The sequence below is a fragment of the Pseudomonas sp. NBRC 111124 genome (genome assembly GCF_001320245.1).
Taxonomy (GTDB): domain Bacteria; phylum Pseudomonadota; class Gammaproteobacteria; order Pseudomonadales; family Pseudomonadaceae; genus Aquipseudomonas.
Genome location: NZ_BCBA01000028.1, coordinates 16,075 through 41,128, shown reverse-complemented (window position 1 = coordinate 41,128; position 25,054 = coordinate 16,075). Strand labels below are relative to the sequence as shown.

Sequence of the window (25,054 nt, the reverse complement as noted above, 5' to 3'; positions counted from 1 at the left end):
AATTGCGCGTTTTTCAGTGACCGCGCGGGAAAGCTGGTTCACACTATGTGCATCAAGCCGTTTTCACAGGGAGAATCAGGGCGATGCAAGGTCACCCGGACGTAATCAACTACCTCGTCACGTTGCTGAAGGGCGAACTGGCCGCTCGCGACCAGTACTTCATCCACTCGCGCATGTACGAAGACTGGGGCCTCTCCAAGCTCTACGAGCGTATCAACCACGAGATGGAAGAAGAGACGCAGCACGCCGATGCCCTGATGCGCCGTATCCTGATGCTCGAAGGCACTCCCGACATGCGCGCGGACGACCTGGAAGTGGGCAGCACCGTGCCAGAAATGATCGAGGCCGACCTCAAGCTCGAGTACAAGGTGCGTGGCGCCCTGTGCAAAGGCATCGAACTGTGCGAACTGCACAAGGATTACATCAGCCGCGACATCCTGCGTGCTCAGCTGGCCGACACCGAAGAAGATCACACCTACTGGCTGGAAAAGCAGCAGGGTCTGATCAAGGCCATTGGCCTGGAGAACTACCTGCAGTCGCAGATGTAAGTTATCCACAGCTTCATGAAAAAAAGCCCCTGGCACCTTTGGCGCCAGGGGCTTTTTCATGTCACTGACGGCCCTCAAGCGCGGTCACGCTCCAGCAGTGGCTTGAGGTAATGCCCGGTATACGACTGTTTCATCTTGCTCAGTTCTTCCGGGGTACCGCAGGCAATGATCTGTCCGCCCTTGGAACCACCTTCCGGCCCCAGGTCCACCAGCCAGTCGGCAGTCTTGATCACATCCAGGTTGTGCTCAATCACCACCACGGTGTTGCCGTGGTCGCGCAGACGATGCAGGACGTCCAGCAGTTGCTGGATGTCGGCAAAGTGCAGGCCGGTGGTCGGCTCGTCGAGGATGTACAAGGTCTTGCCGGTATCGCGCTTGGACAACTCACGCGACAGCTTGACCCGTTGCGCCTCGCCACCGGACAAGGTGGTCGCCGACTGCCCCAGCTTGATGTACGACAGGCCCACGTCCATCAACGTCTGTAGCTTGCGCGCCAGCGCGGGCACCGCATCGAAGAACGCGCGAGCATCCTCGATGGTCATTTCCAGCACCTCGTGGATGTTCTTGCCCTTGTACTTGATCTCCAGGGTTTCGCGGTTGTAGCGCTTGCTCTTGCACACATCGCAGGGCACGTAGATGTCCGGTAGGAAGTGCATCTCGACCTTGATCAGGCCGTCGCCCTGGCAGGCCTCGCAACGCCCGCCCTTGACGTTGAACGAGAACCGCCCCGGGCCGTAGCCGCGCGAACGTGACTCCGGCACGCCGGAAAACAACTCGCGGATCGGCGTGAAGATGCCGGTGTAGGTCGCCGGGTTCGAGCGCGGCGTGCGGCCGATCGGGCTTTGGTCGATGTCTACGACCTTGTCCAGGTGTTGCAGGCCGTCCATGCTGCTGTGTGGCGCCGCTTCAAGGGTGCTCGCACCGTTGAGGGCAGTGGCCGCGAGGGGGAACAGGGTGTTGTTGATCAGCGTCGACTTGCCCGAGCCGGATACGCCAGTCACGCAGGTCAGCAGGCCGATCGGCACTTCCAGGTCGACGTTCTGCAGGTTGTTGCCCCGTGCGCCTTTGAGCTTGAGCTGCAGCTTCTTGTTGCGCGGGGTGCGCTTGGCCGGCACGACGATTTTCTTGCGCCCGGACAGGTACTTGCCGGTCAGCGAGTCAGGGTGGTCCATGACTTCCTGTGGCGTGCCTTCGGCAACGATCTGGCCGCCGTGCACCCCGGCCCCCGGGCCGATGTCCACCACGTAGTCCGCCAGGCGGATGGCGTCCTCGTCGTGTTCCACCACGATCACCGTGTTGCCCAGGTCGCGCAGGTGGTTGAGGGTGGCCAACAGGCGGTCGTTGTCGCGTTGATGAAGACCGATGGACGGTTCATCGAGGATGTACATCACCCCGACCAGGCCGGCACCGATCTGGCTGGCTAGGCGGATGCGCTGCGCTTCGCCACCCGACAGCGTATCGGCGCTGCGGTCCAGGGTCAGGTAGTCGAGGCCGACGTTGACCAGGAACTGCAGGCGTTCGCAGATTTCCTTGAGGATCTTCGCCGCGATCTCGCCGCGACGGCCGGTCAGGGTCAGCTCGCTGAAGTAGTTGCTGGCATCGCCGATCGGCAGGTTGGTCACCGCCGGCAGGGTCTTCTCGCCCACCCACACGTGGCGCGCCTCGCGGCGCAGCCGGGTGCCGCGGCAATCAGGGCAGGGCTGGGTGCCGAGGAACTTGGCCAGCTCTTCTCGCACGGTGGCCGACTCGGTCTCGCGGTAGCGGCGCTCCAGGTTCGGCACGATGCCTTCAAACGGGTGCGAGCGCTTGACGATGTCGCCGCGGTCGTTGAGGTACTTGAAGTCGACGCTCTGCTTGCCGCTGCCCTGCAGGATGACCTTCTGGTGCTCGGCCGACAGTTCGCCGAACGGCTCTTCCAGGCTGAAGCCGTAGTGCGCAGCCAGCGAGCCGAGCATCTGGAAGTAATACACGTTGCGCCGGTCCCAGCCGCGGATCGCGCCTTCGGCCAGGGTCAGTTCGCTGTTGACCAGGCGCTTGGTGTCGAAGAACTGTTTCACCCCGAGGCCGTCGCAAGTCGGGCAGGCGCCGGCCGGGTTGTTGAAGGAGAACAGTTTCGGCTCCAGCTCGCTGATCGCATGGCCGCATACCGGGCAGGCGAAGCGTGCAGAGAAGATCATCTCTTCGCCAGGCTCGTCGTCCATCGGCGCCACCAGAGCGATGCCGTCGGCCAGCTTCAGCGCGGTTTCGAACGACTCGGCAAGGCGCTGCTGCAGGTCGGCGCGGACCTTGAAGCGGTCAACCACCACGTCGATGCTGTGCTTCTTCTGCTTGTCCAGCTTGGGCAGTTCGTCCAGCTCGTAGAGCTTGCCGTTGACCCGCGCACGGACGAAGCCTTGAGCGCGCAGTTCGTCGAACACCGCCAGGTGCTCACCCTTGCGCTCGCGGATCACCGGCGCCAGCAGCATCAGCTTGCTGCCTTCCGGGCGCTCCAGTACAAGGTCGACCATCTGGCTGATCGTTTGCGCTTCCAGCGGAATGTCGTGGTCCGGGCAGCGCGGCGTACCGACGCGGGCATACAGCAGGCGCAGGTAGTCGTAGATCTCGGTGATGGTGCCGACCGTGGAACGCGGGTTGTGCGAAGTCGACTTCTGCTCGATGGAAATGGCCGGTGACAGGCCTTCGATGGTGTCGACGTCGGGTTTTTCCATCATCGACAGGAACTGCCGGGCATAGGCCGACAGCGACTCCACGTAGCGGCGCTGGCCTTCGGCGTAGAGCGTGTCGAACGCCAGGGAAGACTTGCCGGATCCGGACAGGCCGGTGATCACGATCAGCTTGTCCCGCGGCAGGGTCAGGTCGATGTTCTTCAGGTTGTGGGTACGTGCCCCACGAATCAGGATCTTGTCCACTGCGGCCTCGCTCGGCGGGCATAAACAAGGAAGTATACGGCGCGCTGCCAGTACGCGGCAAAGCGTCGCGTAGATGCCGTCAAGCTGTCGGACTGATAGAATCGCCGCCGGTTCACACGAGGTTTATCCATGCACGACACCCACAACGAGCGCATGAGCAGCGGCGAAACCCGCGCTGCTAGCGGCCTGGCCCTGGTCTTTGCCTTTCGTATGCTGGGCATGTTCATGGTCTTGCCGGTGCTGGCCACCTACGGTATGGACTTGGCCGGCGCTACCCCCGCGCTGATCGGGCTGGCCATCGGCGCCTATGGCCTGACCCAGGCAGTATTGCAGATCCCGTTCGGGATGATTTCCGACCGCATCGGCCGCCGCCCGGTGATTTACCTGGGGCTGGTGATCTTCGCCCTGGGCAGCGTATTGGCAGCCCAGGCGGACTCCATCTGGGGCGTGATCGCCGGGCGGATCCTGCAGGGCGCCGGGGCGATTTCTGCAGCGGTCATGGCCTTGCTCTCGGACCTGACCCGCGAGCAGCACCGGACCAAGGCGATGGCGATGATCGGCATGAGCATCGGCCTGTCATTCGCCGTGGCCATGGTCATCGGCCCATTGCTCACAAGCCACTTCGGCTTGTCAGGCTTGTTCCTGGCCACTGCAGGACTTGCCCTGGTGGGCATCTTGCTGATCGCCTTCGTCGTCCCCACTACCCACAGCACCTTGCAGCACCGCGAGTCGGGTGTGGCGCGCCAGGCGCTCGGCCCGACCCTGCGTCATCCGGACCTTCTGCGCCTGGATGCGGGTATTTTCATCCTCCATGCCATCCTCATGGCCAGCTTCGTCGCGCTGCCCCTGGCATTCGTCGAACGCGGTGGCTTGCCCAAGGAGCAGCACTGGTGGGTGTACCTGACCGCGCTGCTGATCTCATTTTTTGCAATGATCCCGTTCATCATCTACGGCGAAAAAAAGCGCAAGATGAAACGTGTACTGGCCGGTGCGGTCAGTGTGCTGCTGCTGACGGAAGTGTTCTTCTGGCAGTGGGCTGACGGTTTGCGCGGACTGGTGATTGGCACCGTGGTATTCTTTACCGCATTCAACCTGTTGGAGGCCTCGTTGCCTTCGCTGGTGAGCAAGGTGTCGCCTGCTGGTGGCAAGGGGACGGCGATGGGGGTGTATTCCACCAGCCAGTTCCTCGGCGCCGCCCTGGGAGGAATCCTCGGTGGCTGGTTGTTCCAGCACGGTGGGCTGAACATGGTGTTCCTTGGTTGCGCAATTCTGTGTGCCATCTGGTTGGTCGTCGCCTTGCGCATGAACGAGCCACCCTATGTGACCAGCCTGCGCATGCCGCTGACGCCAGAGGCAGTTCGGGAAGCCGGCTTGACCGAGCGCCTGATGGCCGTGCCGGGTGTGACCGATGCCGTGGTGGTGGCAGATGAAGCCGCCATCTATATCAAACTGGATACGAAAATTTTGGACCGTGCGACCCTCGAGCGACTGGTGAATCCAGCCTCTTCGGCGTGCGAAGCCTAGGAGAACGTTATGGCCCGTGGGGTTAACAAAGTCATTCTGGTCGGCACCTGTGGCCAGGATCCCGAAGTCCGCTACCTGCCCAACGGTAACGCCGTGACCAACCTGAGCCTGGCCACCAGCGAGCAGTGGACCGACAAGCAGTCGGGCCAGAAGGTCGAGCGTACCGAGTGGCACCGTGTGTCGCTGTTCGGCAAGGTTGCCGAAATCGCCGGCGAGTACCTGCGCAAAGGTTCGCAGTGCTACATCGAAGGCAAGCTGCAGACCCGTGAGTGGGAAAAGGACGGCATCAAGCGCTACACCACCGAGATCATTGTCGACATCAACGGCACGATGCAGCTGCTCGGTGGTCGTCCGCAGGGCCAGCAGCAGGGCGGCGACCCGTACAGCCAGGGTGGCGGCAACTACAACCAAGGTGGTGGCCAGCAGCAACAGTACAACCAGGCTCCGCCACGCCAGCAGGCCCAGCGCCCGCAGCAGCAACAGCGCCCGGCGCCGCAGCAGCCAGCACCGCAGCCGGCGGCTGACTTCGACAGCTTCGATGACGACATTCCGTTCTGATTGAACAGTTTGGCGCCTAGCTAGATCGGAAACCCAGGGCATTTGCTCTGGGTTTTTTTATGGCCTGTGCGCATGCCAGAAGAGCCAGAAGAGAAGGTGAAGGCTTCCGACTGCTCGCCACAACCCTTGCAGCGCCCATGAGATCGATTGCGCCCCGCGCAGCGTTCGGTCTCACAGGCGCCATAGAACTCAAGGCATGCAACAGGCAGCCCCAACGCAACCCCCAGACACAATCAATCCTCACACCTCCTGATCCACGTCATCGCACCTTCTCGTTTCTTGACTAGTCTTACCTATTGGCGGCCATCAATCAGCCGCCACCGTGACTACCAAGAGGCGCCGGCCATGTTCCGTGCGTCCAAACCTGATCAGGAGTGCACGATGGATCTCAACCGTCGGCAGTTCTTCAAGGTCGCCGCCGTCGGCCTTGGAGGCTCGAGCCTGGCGGCGTTGGGCATGGCCCCGACGCCGGCCTTCGCTGAGCAGGTGCGCCACTTCAAGCTGGCGCACACGAAGGAAACCCGCAACACCTGCCCCTACTGCTCGGTCGGCTGCGGCCTGATCCTGTACAGCCAGGGCGACGCGGGCAAAAACGTCAAACAGAACATCATCCACATCGAAGGCGACGCCGATCACCCGGTCAACCGCGGCACCCTGTGCCCGAAAGGTGCCGGCCTGCTCGATTTCATCCACAGCCCGAGCCGCCTCAAGTACCCCGAGATGCGCAAACCGGGCAGCAATGAGTGGGTGCGGGTCAGCTGGGATGAAGCGCTGGACCGCGTCGCCGACCTGATGAAGAAGGACCGCGATGCCAACTTCATCGAGAAGAACGCCAAGGGGCAAACGGTAAACCGCTGGCTCACCACCGGTTTTCTCGCTGCCTCCGCCGCCTCCAGCGAGGCTGGCTACCTGACCCACAAGGTCGTCCGCGCAACCGGCATGCTGGGGTTCGATAACCAGGCACGTGTCTGACATGGCCCGACGGTGGCAAGTCTTGCCCCGACGTACGGCCGTGGTGCCATGACCAACCACTGGTCCGATATCGCCAACGCGAATCTGGTCCTGGTGATGGGTGGCAACGCAGCAGAAGCGCATCCGTGCGGCTTCAAATGGGTGACCGAGGCCAAGGCGCACAACCAGGCGCGGCTGATCGTGGTCGACCCGCGGTTTACCCGTACCGCTTCGGTGGCGGACTATTACGCGCCGATCCGTACCGGGACCGACATCGCCTTCATGGGCGGGCTGATCAATTACCTGTTGAGCAATGACAAGATCCAGCACGAGTACGTGCGCAACTACACTGACGTGTCGTTCATCGTCAAAGAGAACTATGGCTTCGAAGACGGGCTGTTCAGCGGCTACGACGAGGCCAAGCGCGTGTATGCGGATAAATCCGGTTGGGGTTACGAACTGGGCGAGGACGGCTTCGCCAAGGTCGACCCGACCCTGCAGCACCCGCGCTGCGTATTCCAGTTGATGAAGCAGCACTACAGCCGCTATACCCCAGAACTGGCCAGCATGACCTGCGGCATGCCGCAAGACGCCATGATGAAGATCTGGGAAGAGATCGCCACGTGCTCGGTACCGGGCAAGACCATGACGATCCTCTACGCACTCGGCTGGACGCAGCATTCCATCGGCGCGCAGATCATCCGCAGTGCGGCCATGGTCCAGCTGCTGCTGGGTAACGTCGGCATGCCGGGTGGCGGGGTCAACGCCCTGCGCGGGCATTCCAATATCCAGGGCCTGACCGACCTCGGCCTACTGTCCAACTCCCTGCCGGGCTACCTGACCCTGGCTGGCGACGCCGAGCAGGACTATGCCGCCTACATCGACAAGCGTGCCTCGAAGCCGCTGCGCCCGGGGCAGCTGTCGTACTGGCAGAACTACGGCAAGTTCCACGTCAGCCTGATGAAAGCCTGGTACGGCGCCAACGCCACTGCAGAAAACAACTGGGGTTACGACTGGCTGCCCAAGCTCGACGTGCCGGCCTACGACGTGCTGCGCATGTTCGAGATGATGGGTCAGGGCAAGGTCAATGGCTACGTGTGCCAGGGCTTCAACCCGATCGCTGCGCTGCCGGACAAGAACCGCGTCACTGCGGCGCTAGGCAAGCTCAAGTGGCTAGTGATCATGGACCCGCTGGCCACCGAAACCTCGGAGTTCTGGCGCAACGCCGGGCCGTTCAACGACGTCGACACGGCCAATATCCAGACCGAGGTGATCCGCCTGCCCACCACCTGCTTCGCCGAGGAGGACGGTTCGCTGGTCAACAGCAGCCGCTGGCTGCAGTGGCACTGGAAGGGCGCCGACGGCCCGGGCGAGACCCGCACCGACGTGCAGATCATGAGCGAGCTGTTCATGCGCCTGCGTCATCGGTATCAGACCGAGGGCGGTGCCTACCCCGATGCGCTGCTGAACATCCATTGGCCGTACAAGATCCCCGAAGAGCCGTCGCCCGAGGAGCTGGCCCGGGAGATGAACGGCTGGGCGGTGACCGACGTCACTGACCCGACCGGCGCAGTGATTAAGGCCGGCCAGCAACTGTCGGGCTTTGGCCAGATGAAGGACGACGGCAGCACCGCGTCCGGCTGCTGGATCTTCGCCGGCTGCTGGACCGAGCAGGGCAACCAGATGGCCCGCCGCGACAACAGCGACCCGTACGGCATGCACCAGGTGCAGAACTGGGCCTGGGCCTGGCCGGCCAACCGCCGCATCCTCTACAACCGCGCGTCCAGCGACCCGCAAGGCAAGCCGTGGGACCCGGACAAGAAGCGCCTGGTGTGGTGGAACGGCAAGGCCTGGACCGGTACCGACGTGCCCGACTTCAAGGTCGATTCGCCGCCAGAGGCGGGGATGAACCCGTTCATCATGAACCCCGAAGGTGTGGCGCGGTTCTTCGCCATCGACAAGATGGCTGAAGGCCCGTTCCCCGAGCACTACGAGCCGTTCGAAACGCCGATTGGCATCAACCCGCTGCACCCGCAGAACAAGAAGGCCATCAGCAACCCGGCCGGGCGGATCTTCGATTCGGTGTGGGACACCCTCGGCAAGCACGACGAGTTCCCGTATGCGGCGACCACTTACCGGCTGACCGAGCACTTCCACTTCTGGAGCAAGCACTGCCGCCTCAACGCCATCGCCCAGCCCGAGCAGTTTGTCGAAATCGGCGAGGTGCTGGCCAATGAGAAAGGCATCAAGGCCGGCGACCGGGTGCGGGTATCGAGCAAGCGTGGGCACATCGACGCGGTGGCCGTGGTGACCAAGCGGATTCGCCCGCTGCAGGTCAACAACCAGACCGTGCATCAAATTGGCATCCCGCTGCATTGGGGCTTCACCGGGGCCACGCGGCATGGCTACCTGACCAACACCCTGGTGCCGTTCCTCGGTGACGGCAACACCCAGACGCCGGAGTCCAAGTCGTTCCTCGTCAAAGTGGAGAAACTCTGATGGCCAGCCAAGACATCATCGCCCGCTCGGCCACCACCACCGTTCCGCCCTCGGTTCGCCAGCTGGAGGAGGTCGCCAAGCTGATCGACACCACCAAATGCATCGGCTGCAAGGCCTGCCAGGTGGCATGCTCGGAGTGGAACGAACTGCGTGACGAGGTTGGCCATAACCACGGCACCTACGACAACCCCCAGGACCTCACCGCCGAGACCTGGACCCTGATGCGCTTCACCGAGCACGAGCGCGACGACGGCAACCTGGAGTGGCTGATCCGCAAGGATGGCTGCATGCACTGCGCCGACCCAGGTTGCCTGAAGGCCTGCCCGAGCCCAGGGGCGATCATCAAGCACGCCAACGGCATCGTCGACTTCAACCAGGACCACTGCATCGGTTGTGGCTACTGCATCACCGGCTGCCCGTTCAACATCCCGCGCATCTCGCAGAAGGACCACAAGGCGTACAAGTGCACCCTGTGTTCCGACCGTGTGACCGTGGGCCTGGAGCCGGCCTGCGTGAAGACCTGCCCGACCGGGGCGATCGTGTTCGGCACCAAGGACGAGATGAAGGTGCATGCCGCCGAACGCATCGTTGACCTCAAGTCGCGCGGTTACGACCAGGCCGGGCTGTACGACCCGGACGGCGTCGGCGGCACCCACGTGATGTATGTGCTGCACCATGCCGACACACCGAAGCTGTATGCCGGCCTGCCGGACCAGCCAGTGATCAGCCCGCTGGTGGGCTTGTGGAAGGGCTTTACCAAACCGCTGGCGCTGCTGGCCATGGGCGCGGCGGTGCTGGCCGGGTTCTTCCACTACGTGCGGGTTGGCCCACAGCGGGTCGAGGAAGACGACCACCCGACACCACCGGACAACAGCGTGCACAAGGTGGACCCTGCGGTGCATGTCTATGACCCGACCAAGCCCGGTGGGCAAGGGGAGCAGCGGCCATGAACGACGAAAAACCCATCCTGCGCTACAACGCCAACGAACGGACCAATCACTGGATCGTCGCGCTCCTGTTCATGACGGCGGGGCTCTCTGGGCTGGCGCTGTTCCACCCGGCGCTGTTCTGGCTGAGCAACCTGTTCGGCGGCGGGCCGTGGACGCGCATCCTGCACCCGTTCCTGGGCGTGGCGATGTTCGTGTTCTTCCTTGGCTTGGTGTTCCGCTTCTGGCGGGCCAACTTCATCACTGCCAACGACCGCCTGTGGCTGCGCCGCGTGGACCGGGTGATGCTGAACCAGGAGGAGGGCGTGCCTCCGATCGGCAAGTACAACGCCGGGCAGAAGTTGCTGTTCTGGACCCTGTTGGCCTGCATGCTGGTGCTGTTGCTCAGCGGCGTGGTGATATGGCGCGCGTACTTCAGCCACCTGTTCGGCATCGAGGTCATTCGCCTGTCGGCGCTGGCCCATGCTCTGGCAGCGTTCGTGCTGATCCTCAGCATCATTGTGCACATCTACGCCGGTATCTGGATCAAGGGTTCGATTGGCGCCATGATGCATGGCTGGGTCAGCCGCGCCTGGGCACGCAAGCATCATGAACTGTGGTACCGCGAAGTGACCGGCGACAAGACTCCGGGCAATCACCGACGCAAAGAAGGATGAACGCTTGAGCACGATACTCGAACCCGGGCAGATCGAAGCGTCGGCAGTGATGCCGCCGTTTCTGCATCTGCCGCCCGCCAATCTGTTTGCACTGCGCGCCGCGCGCCTGGAATACCTGGCTGAGGGCAACGCGCTGGGCGATTACCTGCGGCTGATCGCGCAGTTGTGTCACGTTCAACAGCAGCTTGTGGATAACCCTCCCGGCGGATTACCGGTGGCCGAAGAACGTCAACGGCTGTGCATAAGTCATGGCCTGCCGCCGCTGGCAGCTGACAGCCTGGTGCGTGAAGGGCCGTGGCTGGTCTGGTTGCAGGCCCTGCTTATGCACTTGGACAGTGAGGCCAGTGGCGCACTGGGCGAGGCGCTGCAAGCCCTGCGCGACAGTGACGACAGTCAGCGCAAGGGCTGGGGTATTGCCTTGCTCGGCGGGCAATACGATGCGGTGCCGGCGGCGCTGGTGCCGTTCATTGGCGCGGCCTTGCAGGCCGCCTGGGCAAGTTGGTTGCTGGCGCTGCCGGCCACCGAGCTCAAGCCCGCCGACAGCCTGGCCCAGTGCCCGGCCTGCGGTTCGCCAGCGATGGCTGGCGTGGTGCGCAATCGTGGCAAGCACAACGGGTTGCGTTACCTGGCCTGTTCGCTGTGCGCCTGTGAGTGGCATGTGGTGCGGGTCAAGTGCGTGTATTGCGAGTCGAGCAAGGATTTGCGCTACAGCAGCCTCGAAGATGACCGCCATGCACCGGGCAAGGCGCCGCTGCGCGCCGAATGCTGCCCGGGGTGCGAGAGCTATCTGAAACAGAATTACCTGGAGAATGATGCGGCGGCCGAGCCGCTGGCCGACGACCTGGCCAGCCTGGCACTGGATATCCGCCTGGACGAGGAGGGCTTCCATCGCCTGGCACCCAACCTGATGCTCGCGCCAGGGTAGTGTCTACACTGTAATACCGAGTCGCCTGTTTCGCGGGTAAACCCGCTGCCACTGGCACAGCGCAAGTTTGAAGGCTGGCGCTGTATCTGTGGCAGCGGGTTTACCCGCGAAGAGGCCAGTACAGACAACGGATCAGTCCAAGGTAGTACCGAATGCCCTCCAGCCTAGCCAGCGACACCCCACGCCTGCCGTCCATCGATACCCTTCTGCGCCATCCGGCCTGCCTCCCGCTGATCGCCCGCCACGGCCGCGATGCCGTACTGGCCACCCTGCGCGGGTTGCTCGACGACCTGCGAGGCCCCGCGCGCAATGGCCACCTCGGCAGCGCCGAACTGGCCCCTGAAATCCTCCTTGGCCGTACCGGTGAACGCCTGTCGATCCAGCAACGCAGCCAGGTCCGCCGCGTGTTCAACCTCACTGGCACTGTGCTGCACACCAACCTCGGCCGCGCGCTGTTGCCCGAAGAAGCCGTCGAGGCCATGCAGACTGCCGCCCGCTACCCGCTCAACCTGGAATTCGACCTGGCCACCGGCAAACGCGGCGATCGTGATGACCTGATCGAAGGCCTGATCCGCGAGCTGACCGGTGCCGAGGCCGTTACCGTGGTCAACAATAATGCCGCCGCCGTGTTGCTGGCGCTCAACAGCCTGGGCGCGCGAAAGGAAGGCATTATCAGCCGTGGCGAACTCATCGAGATCGGCGGTGCCTTCCGCATCCCCGACATCATGGCCAGGGCCGGGGTGAAGCTGCACGAGATCGGCACCACCAACCGCACCCATGCCCGCGACTACGAAGCTGCCATCGGCCCGCGCACCGGCCTGCTGATGCGCGTGCATTGCAGCAACTACAGCATCCAGGGCTTCACCCATCAGGTACCGACTGCCGAGCTGGCGCGTATTGCCCACCAGCATGAGCTGCCGCTGCTTGAAGACCTTGGCAGCGGCAGCCTGCTCGACCTCACCCGTTGGGGCCTGCCCGCCGAACCGACGGTGCGCCAGGCCCTGGCTGACGGCGCCGATATCGTCACCTTCAGCGGTGACAAACTGTTGGGTGGGCCGCAAGCCGGGATCATCGTCGGCCGCAAGGAACTGATCGCCAAGATCAAGAAGAACCCGCTCAAGCGCGCGCTGCGCGTCGACAAGATCACCCTTGCCGCACTCGAGGCGGTGCTGGCGCTGTACCGCAACCCCGACCGTCTGGCCGAGCGCCTGCCGAGCCTGCGCCTGCTCACCCGTAGCCAAGCCGAGATCCAGGCCCAGGCAGAGCGCCTTGCGCCCGAGCTAACGGCACATCTGGGTGAGCAATGGCTGGTCAGCGTCGAGCCAGCGCTGGGCATGATCGGCAGCGGCAGCCAGCCGGTGGCACGCCTGCCCAGCGCGGCGCTGTGCCTGCGCCCGCAGGTGTCGAAGAAGCTGCGCGGGCGCAGTCTGCATGTGCTGGAGCGGGCCCTGCGCGACTTGCCAGTGCCGGTGCTCGGGCGCATCGATGACGATGCCCTGTGGCTCGACCTGCGCCAGCTTGACGACGAGGCCCAGTGGCTGGCGCAGCTGCCGGCCTTGCAACTGGGGCCAGTGCAGTGATCGTCGGCACAGCCGGCCACATCGACCACGGCAAGACCGCGCTGCTCCAGGCCCTCACCGGCCAGGCCGGTGACCAGCGCCAGGAAGAACGCGCCCGTGGCATGACCATCGACCTCGGTTACCGCTATGCGGCGTTGGCCGAGGGGGCGGCGTTGACTGGCTTCATCGATGTGCCGGGCCATGAGCGGTTTATCCACAACATGCTGGCCGGCGCCCATGGCATCGACCTGGTGCTGCTGGTGGTGGCCGCCGACGACGGAGTCATGCCGCAGACCCGTGAGCACCTGGCGATTATCGAGCTGCTGGGTATTCCCCAGGCGTTGGTGGTCATCAGCAAATGCGACCGGGTCGAGCCTGCGCGACTGGCAGAGGTGCAGGCGCAGGTCAGGGAATTGCTGGCTGACGGGCCTTATGCCAAGGCACGACAGTTCCCCGTGTCGAGTATCACCGGGCAGGGTATCGAGGTGCTGCGCCGGGCCTTGCTGGAAGCCGAGGTGCGGGTGCGCCAGCGCAGCGCGCGCGGGGGCTTTCGCCTGGCGGTTGATCGCGCCTTCGCCGTGACCGGCGCCGGGGTGGTCGTGACCGGCACGGCACTGGCCGGGCGCGTCAGTGCTGGCGATACGTTGCTGCTCGGCAAGGCAGGCAAGCCAGTGCGGGTGCGGGGCCTGCACGCGCAGAACCAAGTTGCTTTGGTGGCCGAGGCCGGCCAGCGGGTGGCGTTGAACATCGCCGCCGAACGCCTGGCGGTGGAGCAGGTGCACCGCGGCGACTGGCTGGTGCCCGAATGGCTGCATGCGCCCAGCGTACGGGTGGATGTCGAGCTTTGCCTGCTACCCGGTGAAACCCGCACGTTCGAACATTTCAGTGCCGTTCATGTGCACCTCGGTACCCAGGATGTGACGGCCCGTGTGGCCTTGCTCGAGGGCGAAACCCTTGCCGCTGGCCAGCGCATGTTTGCCCAGCTGCTGCTCAACGCGCCGTTGCAGGCGGTACATGGTGATCGTCTGGTGCTGAGGGACCAGCGTGCCCAGCGCACACTTGGCGGTGGCAAGGTACTCGACCCATTCGCGCCGAGTCGGCAGCGCCGCAGTGAGGAGCGCCTGCGCCAGCTGCAGGTGTTGCGCGATGCAGATGGCCTGGAGGAGGCACTGCCGGGCCTGCTCGCCAGTGCCCTTGGTGGCCTCGACCCGCAGCGCCTGGAGCGCCAGTTCAATCGCCAGCGCGAAACCTGGTTATTGCCCAATGATGTGCAGGTGATAGCCACGCGTCATGGCCAGCTGCTGTTTGCCAAAAGCCAATGGCAGGCACTGAGGCAGCAGGTGCTGGAGCAGCTGGCGCGGTTCCACGAACAGGAGCCCGACCAGCTCGGCCCGGACCGCGACCGTCTGCGCCGCTTCGCCGCCTTGCCGCTCGAGCGCCCGGCATTTGTCAGCTTGCTCGACGAGCTGCTCAACGATGAGGTGATCACCAGTAGCGGCCCCTGGCTGCATCTGCCTGATCACAAGGTGCAGTTGAGCGAAGCCGACAGTGCCCTGTGGGCACGGCTGCAGCCGAAGTTGCTGGCAGGGCAGTATGACCCGCCCTGGGTCAGGGCCTTGGCCGCTGAAGAAAACTGCGCGGAGGCAGATGTTCGCCTGTTGCTGCGCAAGTTGGCCCGGCTGGGCCTGGTGCATCAGGTGGTGCGCGATCTGTTCTACCCTGAGCTGACGCTACGGCGCATGGCAGAGCTGCTGCTGGCGCAGGCCAGCGACACGCCGATAGTGCAGGTTGCCGCGTTTCGCGATATGTTGGGCATCGGTCGCAAGCGCAGCGTGCAGATTCTCGAATACTTCGACCGCATCGGCCTGACCCGTAGGGTGGCCGACCAACGCTACATCCGAGCCGACAGCGCCCTGGCCCAACAGCAGGCCAGGCACTGAGTTCAAGGAAGGCAATCGCGCCCGGTGGCGCGGCCGGGCTTCAAACCCGGTTGGGGACGGCAGCCGTTCCCGGGCAGGTTCGACTCCCGCTGCCTTCCGCCATTTTCCCGGTTTTAAGCCCGCTCCCCGCAAAGATCCAGCGCGAACCATTGCTCCGCCGCCTCTACATCCAGCCCTGCACCGAGCAGCGCAAACATCTTGCCCAGCGCCGCCTCGCGGGTCATGCCGCCCCCACTGACCAGTCCGGCTGCGCGCAGGCGATTGCCCGCCGCGTAGGTATCGAACACCACCGACCCTTCCGGGCACTGGCTGATGGCAGCCAACAGCACACCGCGCTGGCGCGCTGCACGCAGCACCTCCAGCAACGCCAGGTCATCCGACGGCCCGGTACCACTGCCATAGCACTCCAGCAGCAACCCTTGCACGCCACTCTCTAGCAGGGCCTTCAAGTGCCCGGCCTGCAGGCCTGGGTACACCGGCATCACCGCCAGGTTGACCGGCTGCCGCTGCTGGCGATAGCCCAAGGCAGCAGGCAGTTCGGCGGCGCGCTCGCCTTCACGATGGCGTGGTAGCGCGGCGAAGGCGTCGAAAGCCTCGCTGCGCAGTTTCGACGTCCGGCAGCCATGCAGCAGCTGGCCGTGGAAGTACAGCTGCACGCCAGCTTCAAGGCCCTGTTCAACCTGGCGCAGGGCGCCGCACAGGTTGTCCCAGGCATCGCTGCCCGGCGCGCCGGCCGGCAGCATCGAGCCGGTCAGCAGCACCGGCACCGGCAGGCCCAGCAGCAGGAACGATAACGCTGCGGCGCTATAGGCCAGGCTGTCGGTGCCATGCAGCACCAGCACGCCGTCGTGGCCGGCGTCCACTGCCGCGACGATGGCATCGCGCATCGCCAGCCAGTTGTGCTGCTGCATGTTGGCGCTATCGAGCAGCGGGTTCATTTCCTGCAGCGTCCAGTGCACCTGGGGCGCATCGGCCAGCTGGGCGAGGTGGTCGCGCATCCGCGCATCGAAACCACCGGCCGGCGCCAGGCCTTCGGCGGTTTCGAGCATGCCGATGGTGCCACCGGTGTAGAGGACGAGGAGATTCTTGACTGCACGCATGGAAAGCATCCGTAGCGGAGGTAGAGCAGCCGCCCACGGACGGGGCGGCTGGGCAGGGCAGGATATCAGCGCTGAGGCTGAGCTTGGCCGACTGCTTTGTCAGTGGCTGTTTCCACCTGCGGATTGGCAGGCCAGGCGTTGCGGTCCAGGTCCAGGTCGGCGAACTTCGACGCGTCGAACACCGGCTGCTTGATGCCTGCCTTGCGCTGGTCATCGTAGTCGCGCATCACCCGCAGGCCGACCTTGAACAGCAGGGCCAGGGCGACCAGGTTGACGAAGGCCAGGCAGGTCATGGTGATGTCGGCGAAGGCGAACACGGTCGACAGGTCCTGCATCGAACCCCACACCACCAGCGCCAGTACCAGGGCGCGGAACGCCAGCAGCACGATGCGGTTGCGGCTGAGGAACTGCAGGCTGTTCTCGCCCAGGTAGTAGTTGTAGAGGATGCAGGTGAACACGAACAGCGACAGCGCCACGCTCACGAACAGACGGCCCCAGTCACCGACCACGGCGGCCAGCGAGTTCTGGGTCAGGACGATGCCGTCACCTTCGAAGCCCGGGGTGTAGAAGCCCGACAGCAGGATCAGCAGCGCGGTGCAGGTGCAGATCACGAAGGTATCGAGGAACACGCTGAAGGCCTGGACCACGCCCTGGGCGCCCGGATGTTTCACGGCAGCCACGGCAGCCACGTTCGGCGCACTGCCCAGGCCCGCTTCGTTGGCGAACACACCACGCTTCACGCCCATAACGATGGCGCTGCCGAGCAGGCCGCCGAACGCCGGGTCGAGGCCGAAGGCGCTCTTGAAGATGGTTTCCAGCATGGCCGGCACGTGTTCGATCTGGGTGCCGATCACGTACAGGGTCACGCCGATGTAGGCCAGGGTCTTGATCGGTACCAGCAGGTCCGACACCGCCGCGATGCGCTTGATGCCACCCAGGAAGGTGATGGCCAGCAGCACGGCCAGGACGATGCCGGTCTGGCGCGGGTCGAAGGCAAAGGCGTTCTGCAGCGAGTGGGTCACGGTATACGACTGCAGGCCAATGAAGGCGAAGCCGTAGGTAACCAGCAGCAGGATCGAGAACACGATGGCCATGCTCCTGCGCTTCAGGCCGTGCTGGATGTAGTACGCCGGGCCGCCGCGGTACAGGCCGTCGCCGTCGGCGCGCTTGTAGACCTGGGCCAGGGTGCATTCGAAGAAGCTGCTGGCCATGCCGACCAGGGCAGTGACCCACATCCAGAACACCGCGCCTGGGCCACCCAGGGTCACGGCGATGCCGACACCGGCGATGTTACCGGCGCCCACGCGACCGGCGAGGCTCAGCATCAGGGCCTGGAAGGAGCTCAGCTGGCCTGCCTGGCCACGCAGCGATTCCTTGAATACGGCGAACATGTGGCCGAAGTGGCGGAACTGTACGAACCGCGAACGGATGGTGAAGTAACCGCCGAGACCGACGATCAGCACGATGAGGAGTTTCCCCGAAAGGAAATCGTTGAGTGCTTCGAGCATTGGAAAATGACCTCGATTCTTATTCTTCGCATGGAATGAACAGCGGACGGCAGGCGTATCGCTATTCGTTGGCGCGCATGGTTGGCCATGACAAAGGTGGTTACAATTTCGCGGGTTGCTCTAATTTGGTGCGACTTGATGCTACACTGGCGTCAATCGCGTCACCCGAGCCCCTAAGCATGAGCGATCATTTCGCTACCAATCTCAAACTGGCCTGCAGCCACTACCGCTCTATCTCCGAAGTTTGCCGCCAGCTTTCGATAAACCGCGCGCAGTTCAACAAGTATTTGAGCGGGCAGAGCCGTCCGACGGCTTACAACCTCAAGCGCATCGGGGATTTCTTCGGCGTTGAGGATTACGAACTGAACTTGCCGCCCGAGCAGTTCAGCCGCCTGATCGGTGCCCGTGCCACGACCCCGGCCGAGCAGGCCGGGGACCCGATCAGCGAACTGTTCCGTCCACTGCACGACCACGCCGGCAACCTGTCGCGTTATTGCGGTTACTACCTGGAGTACTCCAACTGCATGTCGGTCCCGGGCACCATCCTGGTATCGTTGGTGCACCTGTGGGAGGAGCGTGGCCGCTACCTGTTCGAGCGCCAGGAGCGCCAGGAGCGCTCCAGTGCCACTGACCCGCATGCCGAGGTGCGGTGCCGCTATCTGGGTGCAGCGTTCCAGTTGCAGGACCGCATGTTTCTGGTCGACTACGAGTCGCTGACCTTCAACGAGATGAGCCAGACCATCCTCATCCCTAGTTTCAAAAGCCGCATCACCCGCCTGAACGGCCTGAAGGCCGGCGTATCCAGCGGCGACCGGCGCAACCCGGCCTGTACGCGGGTGGTGTGGGAATACCTGGGGGAGGAGATCAACCGCATCAATGCCTACCGGCAGGTCAGGCTGTACCAGCCGGAGGATCCACGGATCGATGACGATGTGCGTGAGCGGTTGAGTGTGGGGCCATTGCGTAACAGCTTGTTTGAGATTGAGTGAATATCTAGCGCAGCGCTGTGTAAGCGCGTAGCCATTCAGCTACCGGATGACCATCACCCAGCAACAACTTCACTGCCATCAGGCAACACACTGTGATCAACAGTGGTTTGATCAATTGCGGCCCGAAGTAGAGGGCGCAACGAGCACCGAGTTGAGCGCCGAGGATGGCGCAGGCTGCCATGGCCAGCGCCAAAGGCCATATGATGGCCCCACCGAAGGCAAACACCGACAACGCTCCAAGGTTGCAAGATGCATTGAGCAGTTTGCTGCTACAGATTGCCTGCATGAGATGCTGCCCCAGCAGCAGTGTGAAGGCGACCATGAAGAATGAACCGGTACCCGGGCCAAAAATCCCGTCATAGAAACCAATGCCTGGAGCAACCACGAGCGCAAAGTAGAAATACGACAGCCGCCGCTTGCGGTCCTGATCTTCAAGCTTGGGGCTGAGTGCAAAGTAGGCAGCGACTGCTATCAGCAAGAACGGCACAGTTGCTTCTAGGACCGCTCTGTCGAGCAAGGTGATCGACAAGGCCCCTGCCACACCACCTGCGAATGACAGCAAAGCCATTGGCCAGTCTGTTCGCCATTGGATCATTCGCTTGCGGGCGAACGCCCAGACTGCCGAAGAACTGGCCGAGGAGGCCTGGAACTTGTTGGTAGCCATTGCCGCCAGCGGATCGACTCCAGCAATGAATAACGCCGGAAGCGTGAGTAAACCACCGCCGCCTGCGATGGCGTCGAAGAAGCCTGCCAGCAATGCAGTGGCGGCCAGGATCAACAAAGTTGAAGTTTCGATTTCCATACTTGGTTATCCAGTCTTATCCGCGAACGACGAGTGGGTCTGATTGAAGTACCAGAGGCTCCGTGTGAGGTGCATATGCAAACAGCCGAACCAGAAGCCTCCTGTTATCAAGAATGGTGTCCCGAGAATGCAGGGCCTGGCTGTTGTTGATCAAAAGCGCTGAGCTTGAGTCCAGCACAAATACTTTGGGTTCTATTTCGCTGACTAATCCCGCTAATGCCTTCAGTGCGTGCTGCGCAGGGATTGAAGCCTCTGAATCCAACGAATAGCGGTAAGTGCTGTAGCGCAAGGTAAACCCTTCCATTCTGTCGAACTGCAATATGGAACTTGCACGAGGCGGCGGACTGTCGTCCTTGATGAAGCATTCGCTTCGGCTGAAGCGAAACGAGCGTGATGTGAGCGCCAGTGCCTCGATACCGTTCAGTTTTCTGATTGCTGCGCGCATGGGTGTTAACCGTGTCGGCTCTCGCTGTGGGTTCCATCTTGCGGTCAGGATCAGCGCGCTCGGTGCTGGTGAGTGTTCGTCTTCAGCCTTGACCGAACAGTTGTAAGGGGGCTCTGTATGGGGGCCAAGGCTGACGCCTGCATGGGAGCTCAATTCGGCCGTTCGGTCTTGTTTTTCCTCAACAAGCGGGACCTTTCCACCACCTTTGAAGTTACCCACAAGTCGCGTTTGTCTCCCCTCGTTATCAATATCAAATGCGAAGGATCGGTATCCGACGAGGCTCAGCAGAATCTGATGTCTGGACGCCAGATAAATAACAGCGGGCGCGGTGCTCAGATTCTCATGCGGTGGCATTACATCAGGGGGTGGGTCACTGGGCAATGGCAGCATGTTGCTGAACTCAATTGCACAAACCTGGCCAGATGTGAATGCATCAAGAAGTCTTTGCTGTTGAGCTGTGATCTCCTGTTTCAGCCGCTCAGCATAGTGCTTGGATAATGCTGCAGTGCCCGCAGCATCAGGTCCCCCCTCAGCGGTCACACGAAGGCATGCTTCATCCAGTCTACGAGCTTGATCTGGCTCGAAGTTAAAATGAGCAACATCGTTTAATGCTTCGCTATAGCTCCCTGTCATTGTTTTGTCCTTGCCTATAGGGCTTCTGTGAAACTTTCGAAGATACGGAGCTATTTAGGCAACTTCTTTTGATGTTGGATGCAGGACCTGGCCACTTGAAGGTGTAGGAATTTTCCTGCGTGGTGGCTCCGAGGCGAATTAGTAGCAGCGCACCCTAGGGTTGGACTTCCCCGCCCGGAAACCGCAAAATGACTCCTTTCCTTCTATCAACCTGTTCGGATCTGCTGACTCTATGCGTATGCGCCTGATGCTGTTGGGTGGTGGCAATGCCCTCGGGCAAGCGCTGATTCGTCTCGGGGCCGAGGAGGACATCGCATTCCTGGCACCGCGCCCGCCGGAAGACGGCTGGGCCCCGGCCAGCCTCACTCAGCTGCTTGACGATCATCGCCCCGATGCCTTGGTCAACCTGGCCTATTACTTCGACTGGTTCCAGGCCGAGTCGGTCAGCGAACAGCGCCTGGCCCAGCAGGAGCGCGCGGTAGAGCGGTTGGCCGAGTTGTGCCAGCACCACCAGATCACCCTGGTGCAGCCTTCCAGCTACCGGGTGTTCGACGGTTCGCGGGCCACGGCCTACAGCGAGAAGGACGAGCCGGTGCCGCTGGGCCAGCGTGGCCAGGCCTTGTGGCGTATCGAGCAGAGCGTGCGTGCGGCATGCCCGCAACATGTGCTGCTGCGCTTCGGCTGGTTGCTGGACGAAAGCATCGACGGTGCCTTGGGCCGCTTCCTGACCCGCGCCGAGCAACCCCAGGAACTGCTGCTGGCCGATGACCGCCGCGGCAACCCGACGCCGGTCGATGACGCTGCGCGGGTGATCCTGTCGGTGCTCAAGCAGCTTGATTGCAGTGCGCCGCTGTGGGGCACCTACCATTACGCCGGCAACGAGGCGACCACGCCGCTGGCGCTGGGCCAGGCGATCCTCAGCGAGGCCGGGCAGTACCGTCAGCTGGCCGTGCAGGCGCCGACCGCGCAGGCGCATGCCGCACGGCCGGATGCCAGCGAGGAGCCGCAGCACGCGGTACTGGCCTGCAAGAAAATTCTTCACACCTTCGGCATCAAGCCGCGTGCCTGGCGCGCGGGCTTGCCGCCTCTACTGGATCGATTCTACCGCCATGGCTGATGCCCCCATCCTGATCACCGGCGGTGCCGGCTTTATTGGCTCCCACCTGTGCGATGCGTTGCTGGCCAAGGGCTATGCCGTACGTATTCTCGACGACCTTTCCACGGGCAAGCGCGACAACCTGCAGCTGGATAACCCGCGCCTCGAGCTGATCGAAGGCGATGTCGCCGACGCCGCGCTGGTTCAGCGTGCCGCTGCCGGTTGCCGTGCCGTGGTTCACCTGGCTGCAGTGGCGTCGGTGCAAGCGTCGGTCGAAGACCCGGTGAAGACCCACCAGAGCAACTTCATCGGCACCCTCAACGTCGCCGAGGCCATGCGCGTGCATGGCGTGCGCCGAGTGCTGTTCGCATCGAGCGCAGCGGTATACGGCAACAATGGTGAAGGTGAGTCGATTGCCGAGGACACGCCCAAGTCGCCGCTGACGCCCTATGCCGTGGACAAGCTGGCCAGCGAGCAGTACCTGGACTTCTACCGTCGCCAGCATGGCCTGGAGCCGGTGGTGTTCCGCTTCTTCAACATCTTCGGCCCACGCCAGGACCCTTCCTCGCCGTACTCCGGTGTGATCAGCATCTTCAGCGAGCGGGCGGTCCAAGGCTTGCCGATCAGCGTGTTCGGCGATGGCGAGCAGACCCGTGACTTCCTCTACGTCGGCGATCTGGTGCAGGTGATGGTGCAGGCACTGGAGCAAGCGCAAGTGGAAGAGGGCGCGGTGAATGTCGGCCTGAACCAGGCGACTTCGTTGAACCAGATGCTCAAGGCACTGGAGCAGGTGGTGGGCAGCTTGCCGGCGATCAGCTACGGGCAGGCGCGTTCGGGTGACATTCGCCATTCACGGGCGGACAATCAGCGTTTGCTGGCGCGCTTCGACTTCCCGCAGCCGACCCCGATGGTCGAGGGTTTGGCCAAGCTGCTCGGCAAGGCTTGAGATAGCTGGGGCCGCAGAGCGGCCCCAGCTCACGTATGCCGCACAACCTTGCGCAGGCAATCTTCCGCTGCCAGAAGCCTGCCATCCTCGGCCCGCACCTGCAGAGCCCCTATCGGCCGCCCCTTGGCACTGTCCACCAGTTCCGAGCGCGCTTCCCCCGGCTCGAAGAGAAAGCGCTCCCCCCACTGGCGCAACCCCACCACAATCGGAAACACCGAGCGCCCCTTTTCGGTCAGCACATATTCCTTGTAGGCACTGCCATCCGACGCCGGCTGCAAGCCCAGCAATCCACTTTCCACCAGCAGCTTCAGCCGCGACGCCAGGATGTTCTTCGCCAGCCCCAGGTTTTTCTGGAACTCGCTGAAACGGCGCAGGCCATCGAAGGCATCGCGCAGGATCATCAACGCCCAACGGTCGCCCAGCACTTCCAGCGCCCGGGCCACGGGGCATTGCGTGTTCACTTCATCGAGCATTGGCGGCACCTGGATGGTTTATCTGGTTGCAGATTAAAACTACATTTGCTAAATATCCAGCATGTGGTTTCTATTTGAAACCAGTTATCAAGGAATCAGCCCGATGAATCGCTGGATAACGCTGTTGCTTGCCGCCACCTGCGCCATGGCCGTGGCCACGGTCTATTTCGCCCAACCTTTGCTCGAGTCGATAGCCTGCGACCTGGGCGTGGCGCAGCAGCAAATCGGTTGGGTAGTTGGCGCGACGCAGGCGGGCTATGCCTTGGGGCTGATGCTGATCGTGCCCCTTGGCGACCTGGTCGAGCGCAAGCGCCTGCTGTTGGGGCAGCTGCTGGTTGCCGCCCTGGCCTTGATTGGTGTTGGTCTGGCGCAGCAGTGGCTGGTTCTGCTGGCCGCCCTGGTGCTGGTCGGGCTGATGGCGGTCATGGTGCAAGTGATGGTCGCCCACGCCGCCACCCTGGCCGCCCCGGCCAGTCAGGGGCAGGCGGTGGGCACGGTCACCAGCGGGGTGGTGCTGGGTATTCTGCTGGCACGGCTGGTTTCCGGAGCGCTCGCCGACCTGGCCGGATGGCGCAGTGTGTACTTTGTAGCGGCCGCTGCGCTCATGTTGATGGCCGCGGTGCTCTGGCACTGGCTGCCAGCGAGCAAGTTGCCCGCGCAAAGGCTTGGCTACCGGCAACTGATCGGTTCGTTGTTCACCTTGTACCGGCACGACAGCCTGCTGCGCCGGCGTGGCGTGTTCGGCCTGTTGATCTTCGCCGCGTTCAGCGTGCTGTGGAGTGCCATGGTGCTGCCCCTGAGTGCGCCACCGCTGGCGCTCAGCCATACCGAGATCGGCCTGTTCGGCCTGGCGGGTATTGCCGGCACCCTGGCGGCGTCGCGGGCCGGTCGGCTGGCTGATCGGGGGCTGAGTGAGCGTACTACCGGCCTGGCGCTTGGCCTGTTGACCTTGTCATGGTTGCCGACAGCCTTTGTTGGGCACTCGCTGGCTGTGTTCGTGCTGGGCGTAGTGACGCTGGACTTCGCCGTGCAGGCGGTGCATGTGACCAACCAGAGCCTGTTGCTGGCGGGGCGTGGCGCGATGGCCAGCCGCTTGATCGGCGCCTACATGTGTTGCTACTCGATCGGCAGTGGTCTGGGGGCGGTACTGGCGAGTTGGGCCTATGCGCGCTGGGGCTGGACGGCGGTATGTGCGCTGGGGATGGTGATCAGTGCGCTGGCGCTGGGGTACTGGGCGTGGGGGCAACGGCAAAGGGCGACCGAAGCCGCCCTGCCGTGTTCAGGTCAGAACTTGTAGCCCAGGCCGACCATGTACACCCAAGGGTCGACATCGACGTCGACCTTGGTCTTGCTGTAGCCCAGCGCGGTTGGGCCGTTGACGCTGGCCTTGGTGTCGATGTCGACATACCAGACCGAGGCGTTCACCAGCAGGTTGTCGGTGATCATGTAGTCCATACCCAGCTGGCCGGCGATACCCACCGAATCCTGCAGCTTGAGGTTGCTGAAGCCCTGTTGCTTGCGCTCGCTGGTCAGGTCTTCGTCAAAGAACAGGGTGTAGTTGATGCCCACGCCCGCATAGGGCTGGAACTTGGAGTTAGGCTCCATCGGGTAGTACTGCACGGAGAGGGTCGGTGGCAGCTGTTTGATGTCGGCCAGCTTGCCGTCCAGCCCGCCGCCCAGGCCTTTGACGCCTACGCTGTGCTTGAACGGGGTGGCGGCCAGCAGCTCCAGGCCGATGTGGTCGGTGAGCATGTAGGCGAAGGTCAGGCCCAGCTGGGTGTCGCTGTCCAGGGTTGCCTTGGTGCCCGACACCTTGTTGCCGTCGAATTTCAGGTCACCGCTGTTTTCGTTCGGAGCAGTGGTGATGGCACCGGCACGGACGATGACATCACCCGCTTGGTGGGCGTGGGCGACAGGGGCGGCGAGCGCAAGGGCCACAAGCGAGGCGCCGAGCAAGGACTTGTTCATGGAAGCTCCCAAAGGACGTGAGTAATCGAGTAGTCCAATGGTACGGATGCGTCTAAGACGAAAGTTTGACCCAGCTCA

Annotated in this window: 20 protein-coding genes and 1 tRNA gene; 14 read left to right on the top strand and 7 right to left on the bottom strand. The window is 63.2% G+C overall.

Annotated features, from left to right (window positions below):
* Positions 1-83: 83 nt before the first annotated feature.
* On the top strand, positions 84-548 hold the full coding sequence (gene bfr / locus APH28_RS12250) for a bacterioferritin (RefSeq protein ID WP_003257116.1): 465 nt from the start codon (positions 84-86) through the stop codon (positions 546-548).
* 74 nt (positions 549-622) lie between these two features.
* Here the strand turns inward: bfr and uvrA are convergent, their stop codons facing one another.
* Positions 623-3,457 (bottom strand): excinuclease ABC subunit UvrA, encoded by a 2,835-nt coding sequence (gene uvrA / locus APH28_RS12245; protein ID WP_060509675.1) that lies wholly within the window; start codon positions 3,455-3,457, stop codon positions 623-625.
* Between the two features lie 129 nt (positions 3,458-3,586).
* Here uvrA and APH28_RS12240 point away from each other — a divergent pair, with 129 nt between their 5' ends.
* The 9 genes from APH28_RS12240 (at position 3,587) to APH28_RS12195 (ending at position 15,118) form a co-directional block, all read left to right on the top strand.
* Entirely contained in the window at positions 3,587-4,981 is a 1,395-nt protein-coding gene (locus APH28_RS12240) for an MFS transporter (protein ID WP_060509674.1), read from the top strand.
* Positions 4,982-4,990: 9 nt separating this feature from the next.
* On the top strand, positions 4,991-5,539 hold the full coding sequence (locus APH28_RS12235; RefSeq protein WP_060509671.1) for a single-stranded DNA-binding protein: 549 nt from the start codon (positions 4,991-4,993) through the stop codon (positions 5,537-5,539).
* A 381-nt stretch (positions 5,540-5,920) separates the two neighbouring features.
* Positions 5,921-8,989: a formate dehydrogenase-N subunit alpha gene (gene fdnG, locus APH28_RS12225; protein WP_156340879.1), complete on the top strand. Its 3,069-nt coding sequence runs from the start codon at positions 5,921-5,923 to the stop codon at positions 8,987-8,989.
* The gene (fdxH, locus tag APH28_RS12220) at positions 8,989-9,939 is read left to right on the top strand and encodes a formate dehydrogenase subunit beta (RefSeq protein ID WP_060509668.1); all 951 of its coding nucleotides are present in this window, start codon (positions 8,989-8,991) and stop codon (positions 9,937-9,939) included. Before fdnG ends, fdxH begins: the two co-directional genes overlap by 1 nt.
* A complete protein-coding gene (locus APH28_RS12215) occupies positions 9,936-10,592 on the top strand; it encodes a formate dehydrogenase subunit gamma (protein ID WP_060509667.1) in 657 nt (218 codons plus the stop codon). The genes fdxH and APH28_RS12215 overlap by 4 nt, the downstream gene beginning before the upstream one ends.
* A gap of 4 nt (positions 10,593-10,596) precedes the next feature.
* Positions 10,597-11,517 carry a formate dehydrogenase accessory protein FdhE gene (fdhE, locus tag APH28_RS12210; protein WP_060509665.1) on the top strand — a complete coding sequence of 307 codons (921 nt, stop codon included), beginning with the start codon at positions 10,597-10,599 and terminating at the stop codon, positions 11,515-11,517.
* A 152-nt stretch (positions 11,518-11,669) separates the two neighbouring features.
* Positions 11,670-13,097 carry an L-seryl-tRNA(Sec) selenium transferase gene (gene selA, locus APH28_RS12205; protein ID WP_060509664.1) on the top strand — a complete coding sequence of 476 codons (1,428 nt, stop codon included), beginning with the start codon at positions 11,670-11,672 and terminating at the stop codon, positions 13,095-13,097.
* On the top strand, positions 13,094-15,016 hold the full coding sequence (gene selB, locus APH28_RS12200) for a selenocysteine-specific translation elongation factor (RefSeq protein ID WP_060509662.1): 1,923 nt from the start codon (positions 13,094-13,096) through the stop codon (positions 15,014-15,016). Before selA ends, selB begins: the two co-directional genes overlap by 4 nt.
* 6 nt (positions 15,017-15,022) lie before the next feature.
* A tRNA-Sec gene (locus tag APH28_RS12195) sits at positions 15,023-15,118 on the top strand.
* 11 nt (positions 15,119-15,129) lie between these two features.
* Here APH28_RS12195 and APH28_RS12190 read toward each other — a convergent pair.
* Positions 15,130-16,116, bottom strand: a complete 987-nt coding sequence (locus tag APH28_RS12190) for an asparaginase (protein WP_060509660.1) — start codon at positions 16,114-16,116, stop codon at positions 15,130-15,132.
* Positions 16,117-16,181: 65 nt separating this feature from the next.
* Positions 16,182-17,624: a sodium:alanine symporter family protein gene (locus tag APH28_RS12185; protein WP_060509658.1), complete on the bottom strand. Its 1,443-nt coding sequence runs from the start codon at positions 17,622-17,624 to the stop codon at positions 16,182-16,184.
* Between the two features lie 179 nt (positions 17,625-17,803).
* On the opposite strand from APH28_RS12185, the gene APH28_RS12180 reads away from it, so the two are divergent.
* Positions 17,804-18,613 (top strand): helix-turn-helix transcriptional regulator, encoded by an 810-nt coding sequence (locus APH28_RS12180; RefSeq protein ID WP_060509656.1) that lies wholly within the window; start codon positions 17,804-17,806, stop codon positions 18,611-18,613.
* Between the two features lie 4 nt (positions 18,614-18,617).
* Here the strand turns inward: APH28_RS12180 and APH28_RS12175 are convergent, their stop codons facing one another.
* Positions 18,618-19,415: a TSUP family transporter gene (locus APH28_RS12175; protein WP_060509654.1), complete on the bottom strand. Its 798-nt coding sequence runs from the start codon at positions 19,413-19,415 to the stop codon at positions 18,618-18,620.
* Between the two features lie 16 nt (positions 19,416-19,431).
* Positions 19,432-20,493, bottom strand: a complete 1,062-nt coding sequence (locus APH28_RS12170) for a hypothetical protein (protein WP_060509653.1) — start codon at positions 20,491-20,493, stop codon at positions 19,432-19,434.
* A 232-nt stretch (positions 20,494-20,725) separates the two neighbouring features.
* Here APH28_RS12170 and APH28_RS12165 point away from each other — a divergent pair, with 232 nt between their 5' ends.
* Together APH28_RS12165 and APH28_RS12160 are read left to right on the top strand one after the other, a co-directional pair.
* A complete protein-coding gene (locus tag APH28_RS12165; RefSeq protein WP_060509651.1) occupies positions 20,726-21,610 on the top strand; it encodes a sugar nucleotide-binding protein in 885 nt (294 codons plus the stop codon).
* Positions 21,603-22,535, top strand: coding sequence for an NAD-dependent epimerase/dehydratase family protein (locus tag APH28_RS12160; RefSeq protein ID WP_060509649.1), 933 nt, complete (start codon positions 21,603-21,605; stop codon positions 22,533-22,535). Before APH28_RS12165 ends, APH28_RS12160 begins: the two co-directional genes overlap by 8 nt.
* Before the next feature lie 29 nt (positions 22,536-22,564).
* On the opposite strand, the gene APH28_RS12155 is transcribed toward APH28_RS12160, so the two are convergent.
* Positions 22,565-23,008, bottom strand: coding sequence for a helix-turn-helix domain-containing protein (locus APH28_RS12155; protein WP_060509647.1), 444 nt, complete (start codon positions 23,006-23,008; stop codon positions 22,565-22,567).
* Between the two features lie 61 nt (positions 23,009-23,069).
* Here APH28_RS12155 and APH28_RS12150 point away from each other — a divergent pair, with 61 nt between their 5' ends.
* Positions 23,070-24,305: an MFS transporter gene (locus APH28_RS12150; protein ID WP_371263079.1), complete on the top strand. Its 1,236-nt coding sequence runs from the start codon at positions 23,070-23,072 to the stop codon at positions 24,303-24,305.
* On the opposite strand, the gene APH28_RS12145 is transcribed toward APH28_RS12150, so the two are convergent.
* Positions 24,293-24,976 (bottom strand): OmpW family protein, encoded by a 684-nt coding sequence (locus APH28_RS12145; protein ID WP_060509644.1) that lies wholly within the window; start codon positions 24,974-24,976, stop codon positions 24,293-24,295. The genes APH28_RS12150 and APH28_RS12145 overlap by 13 nt on opposite strands.
* Positions 24,977-25,054: the final 78 nt, after the last annotated feature.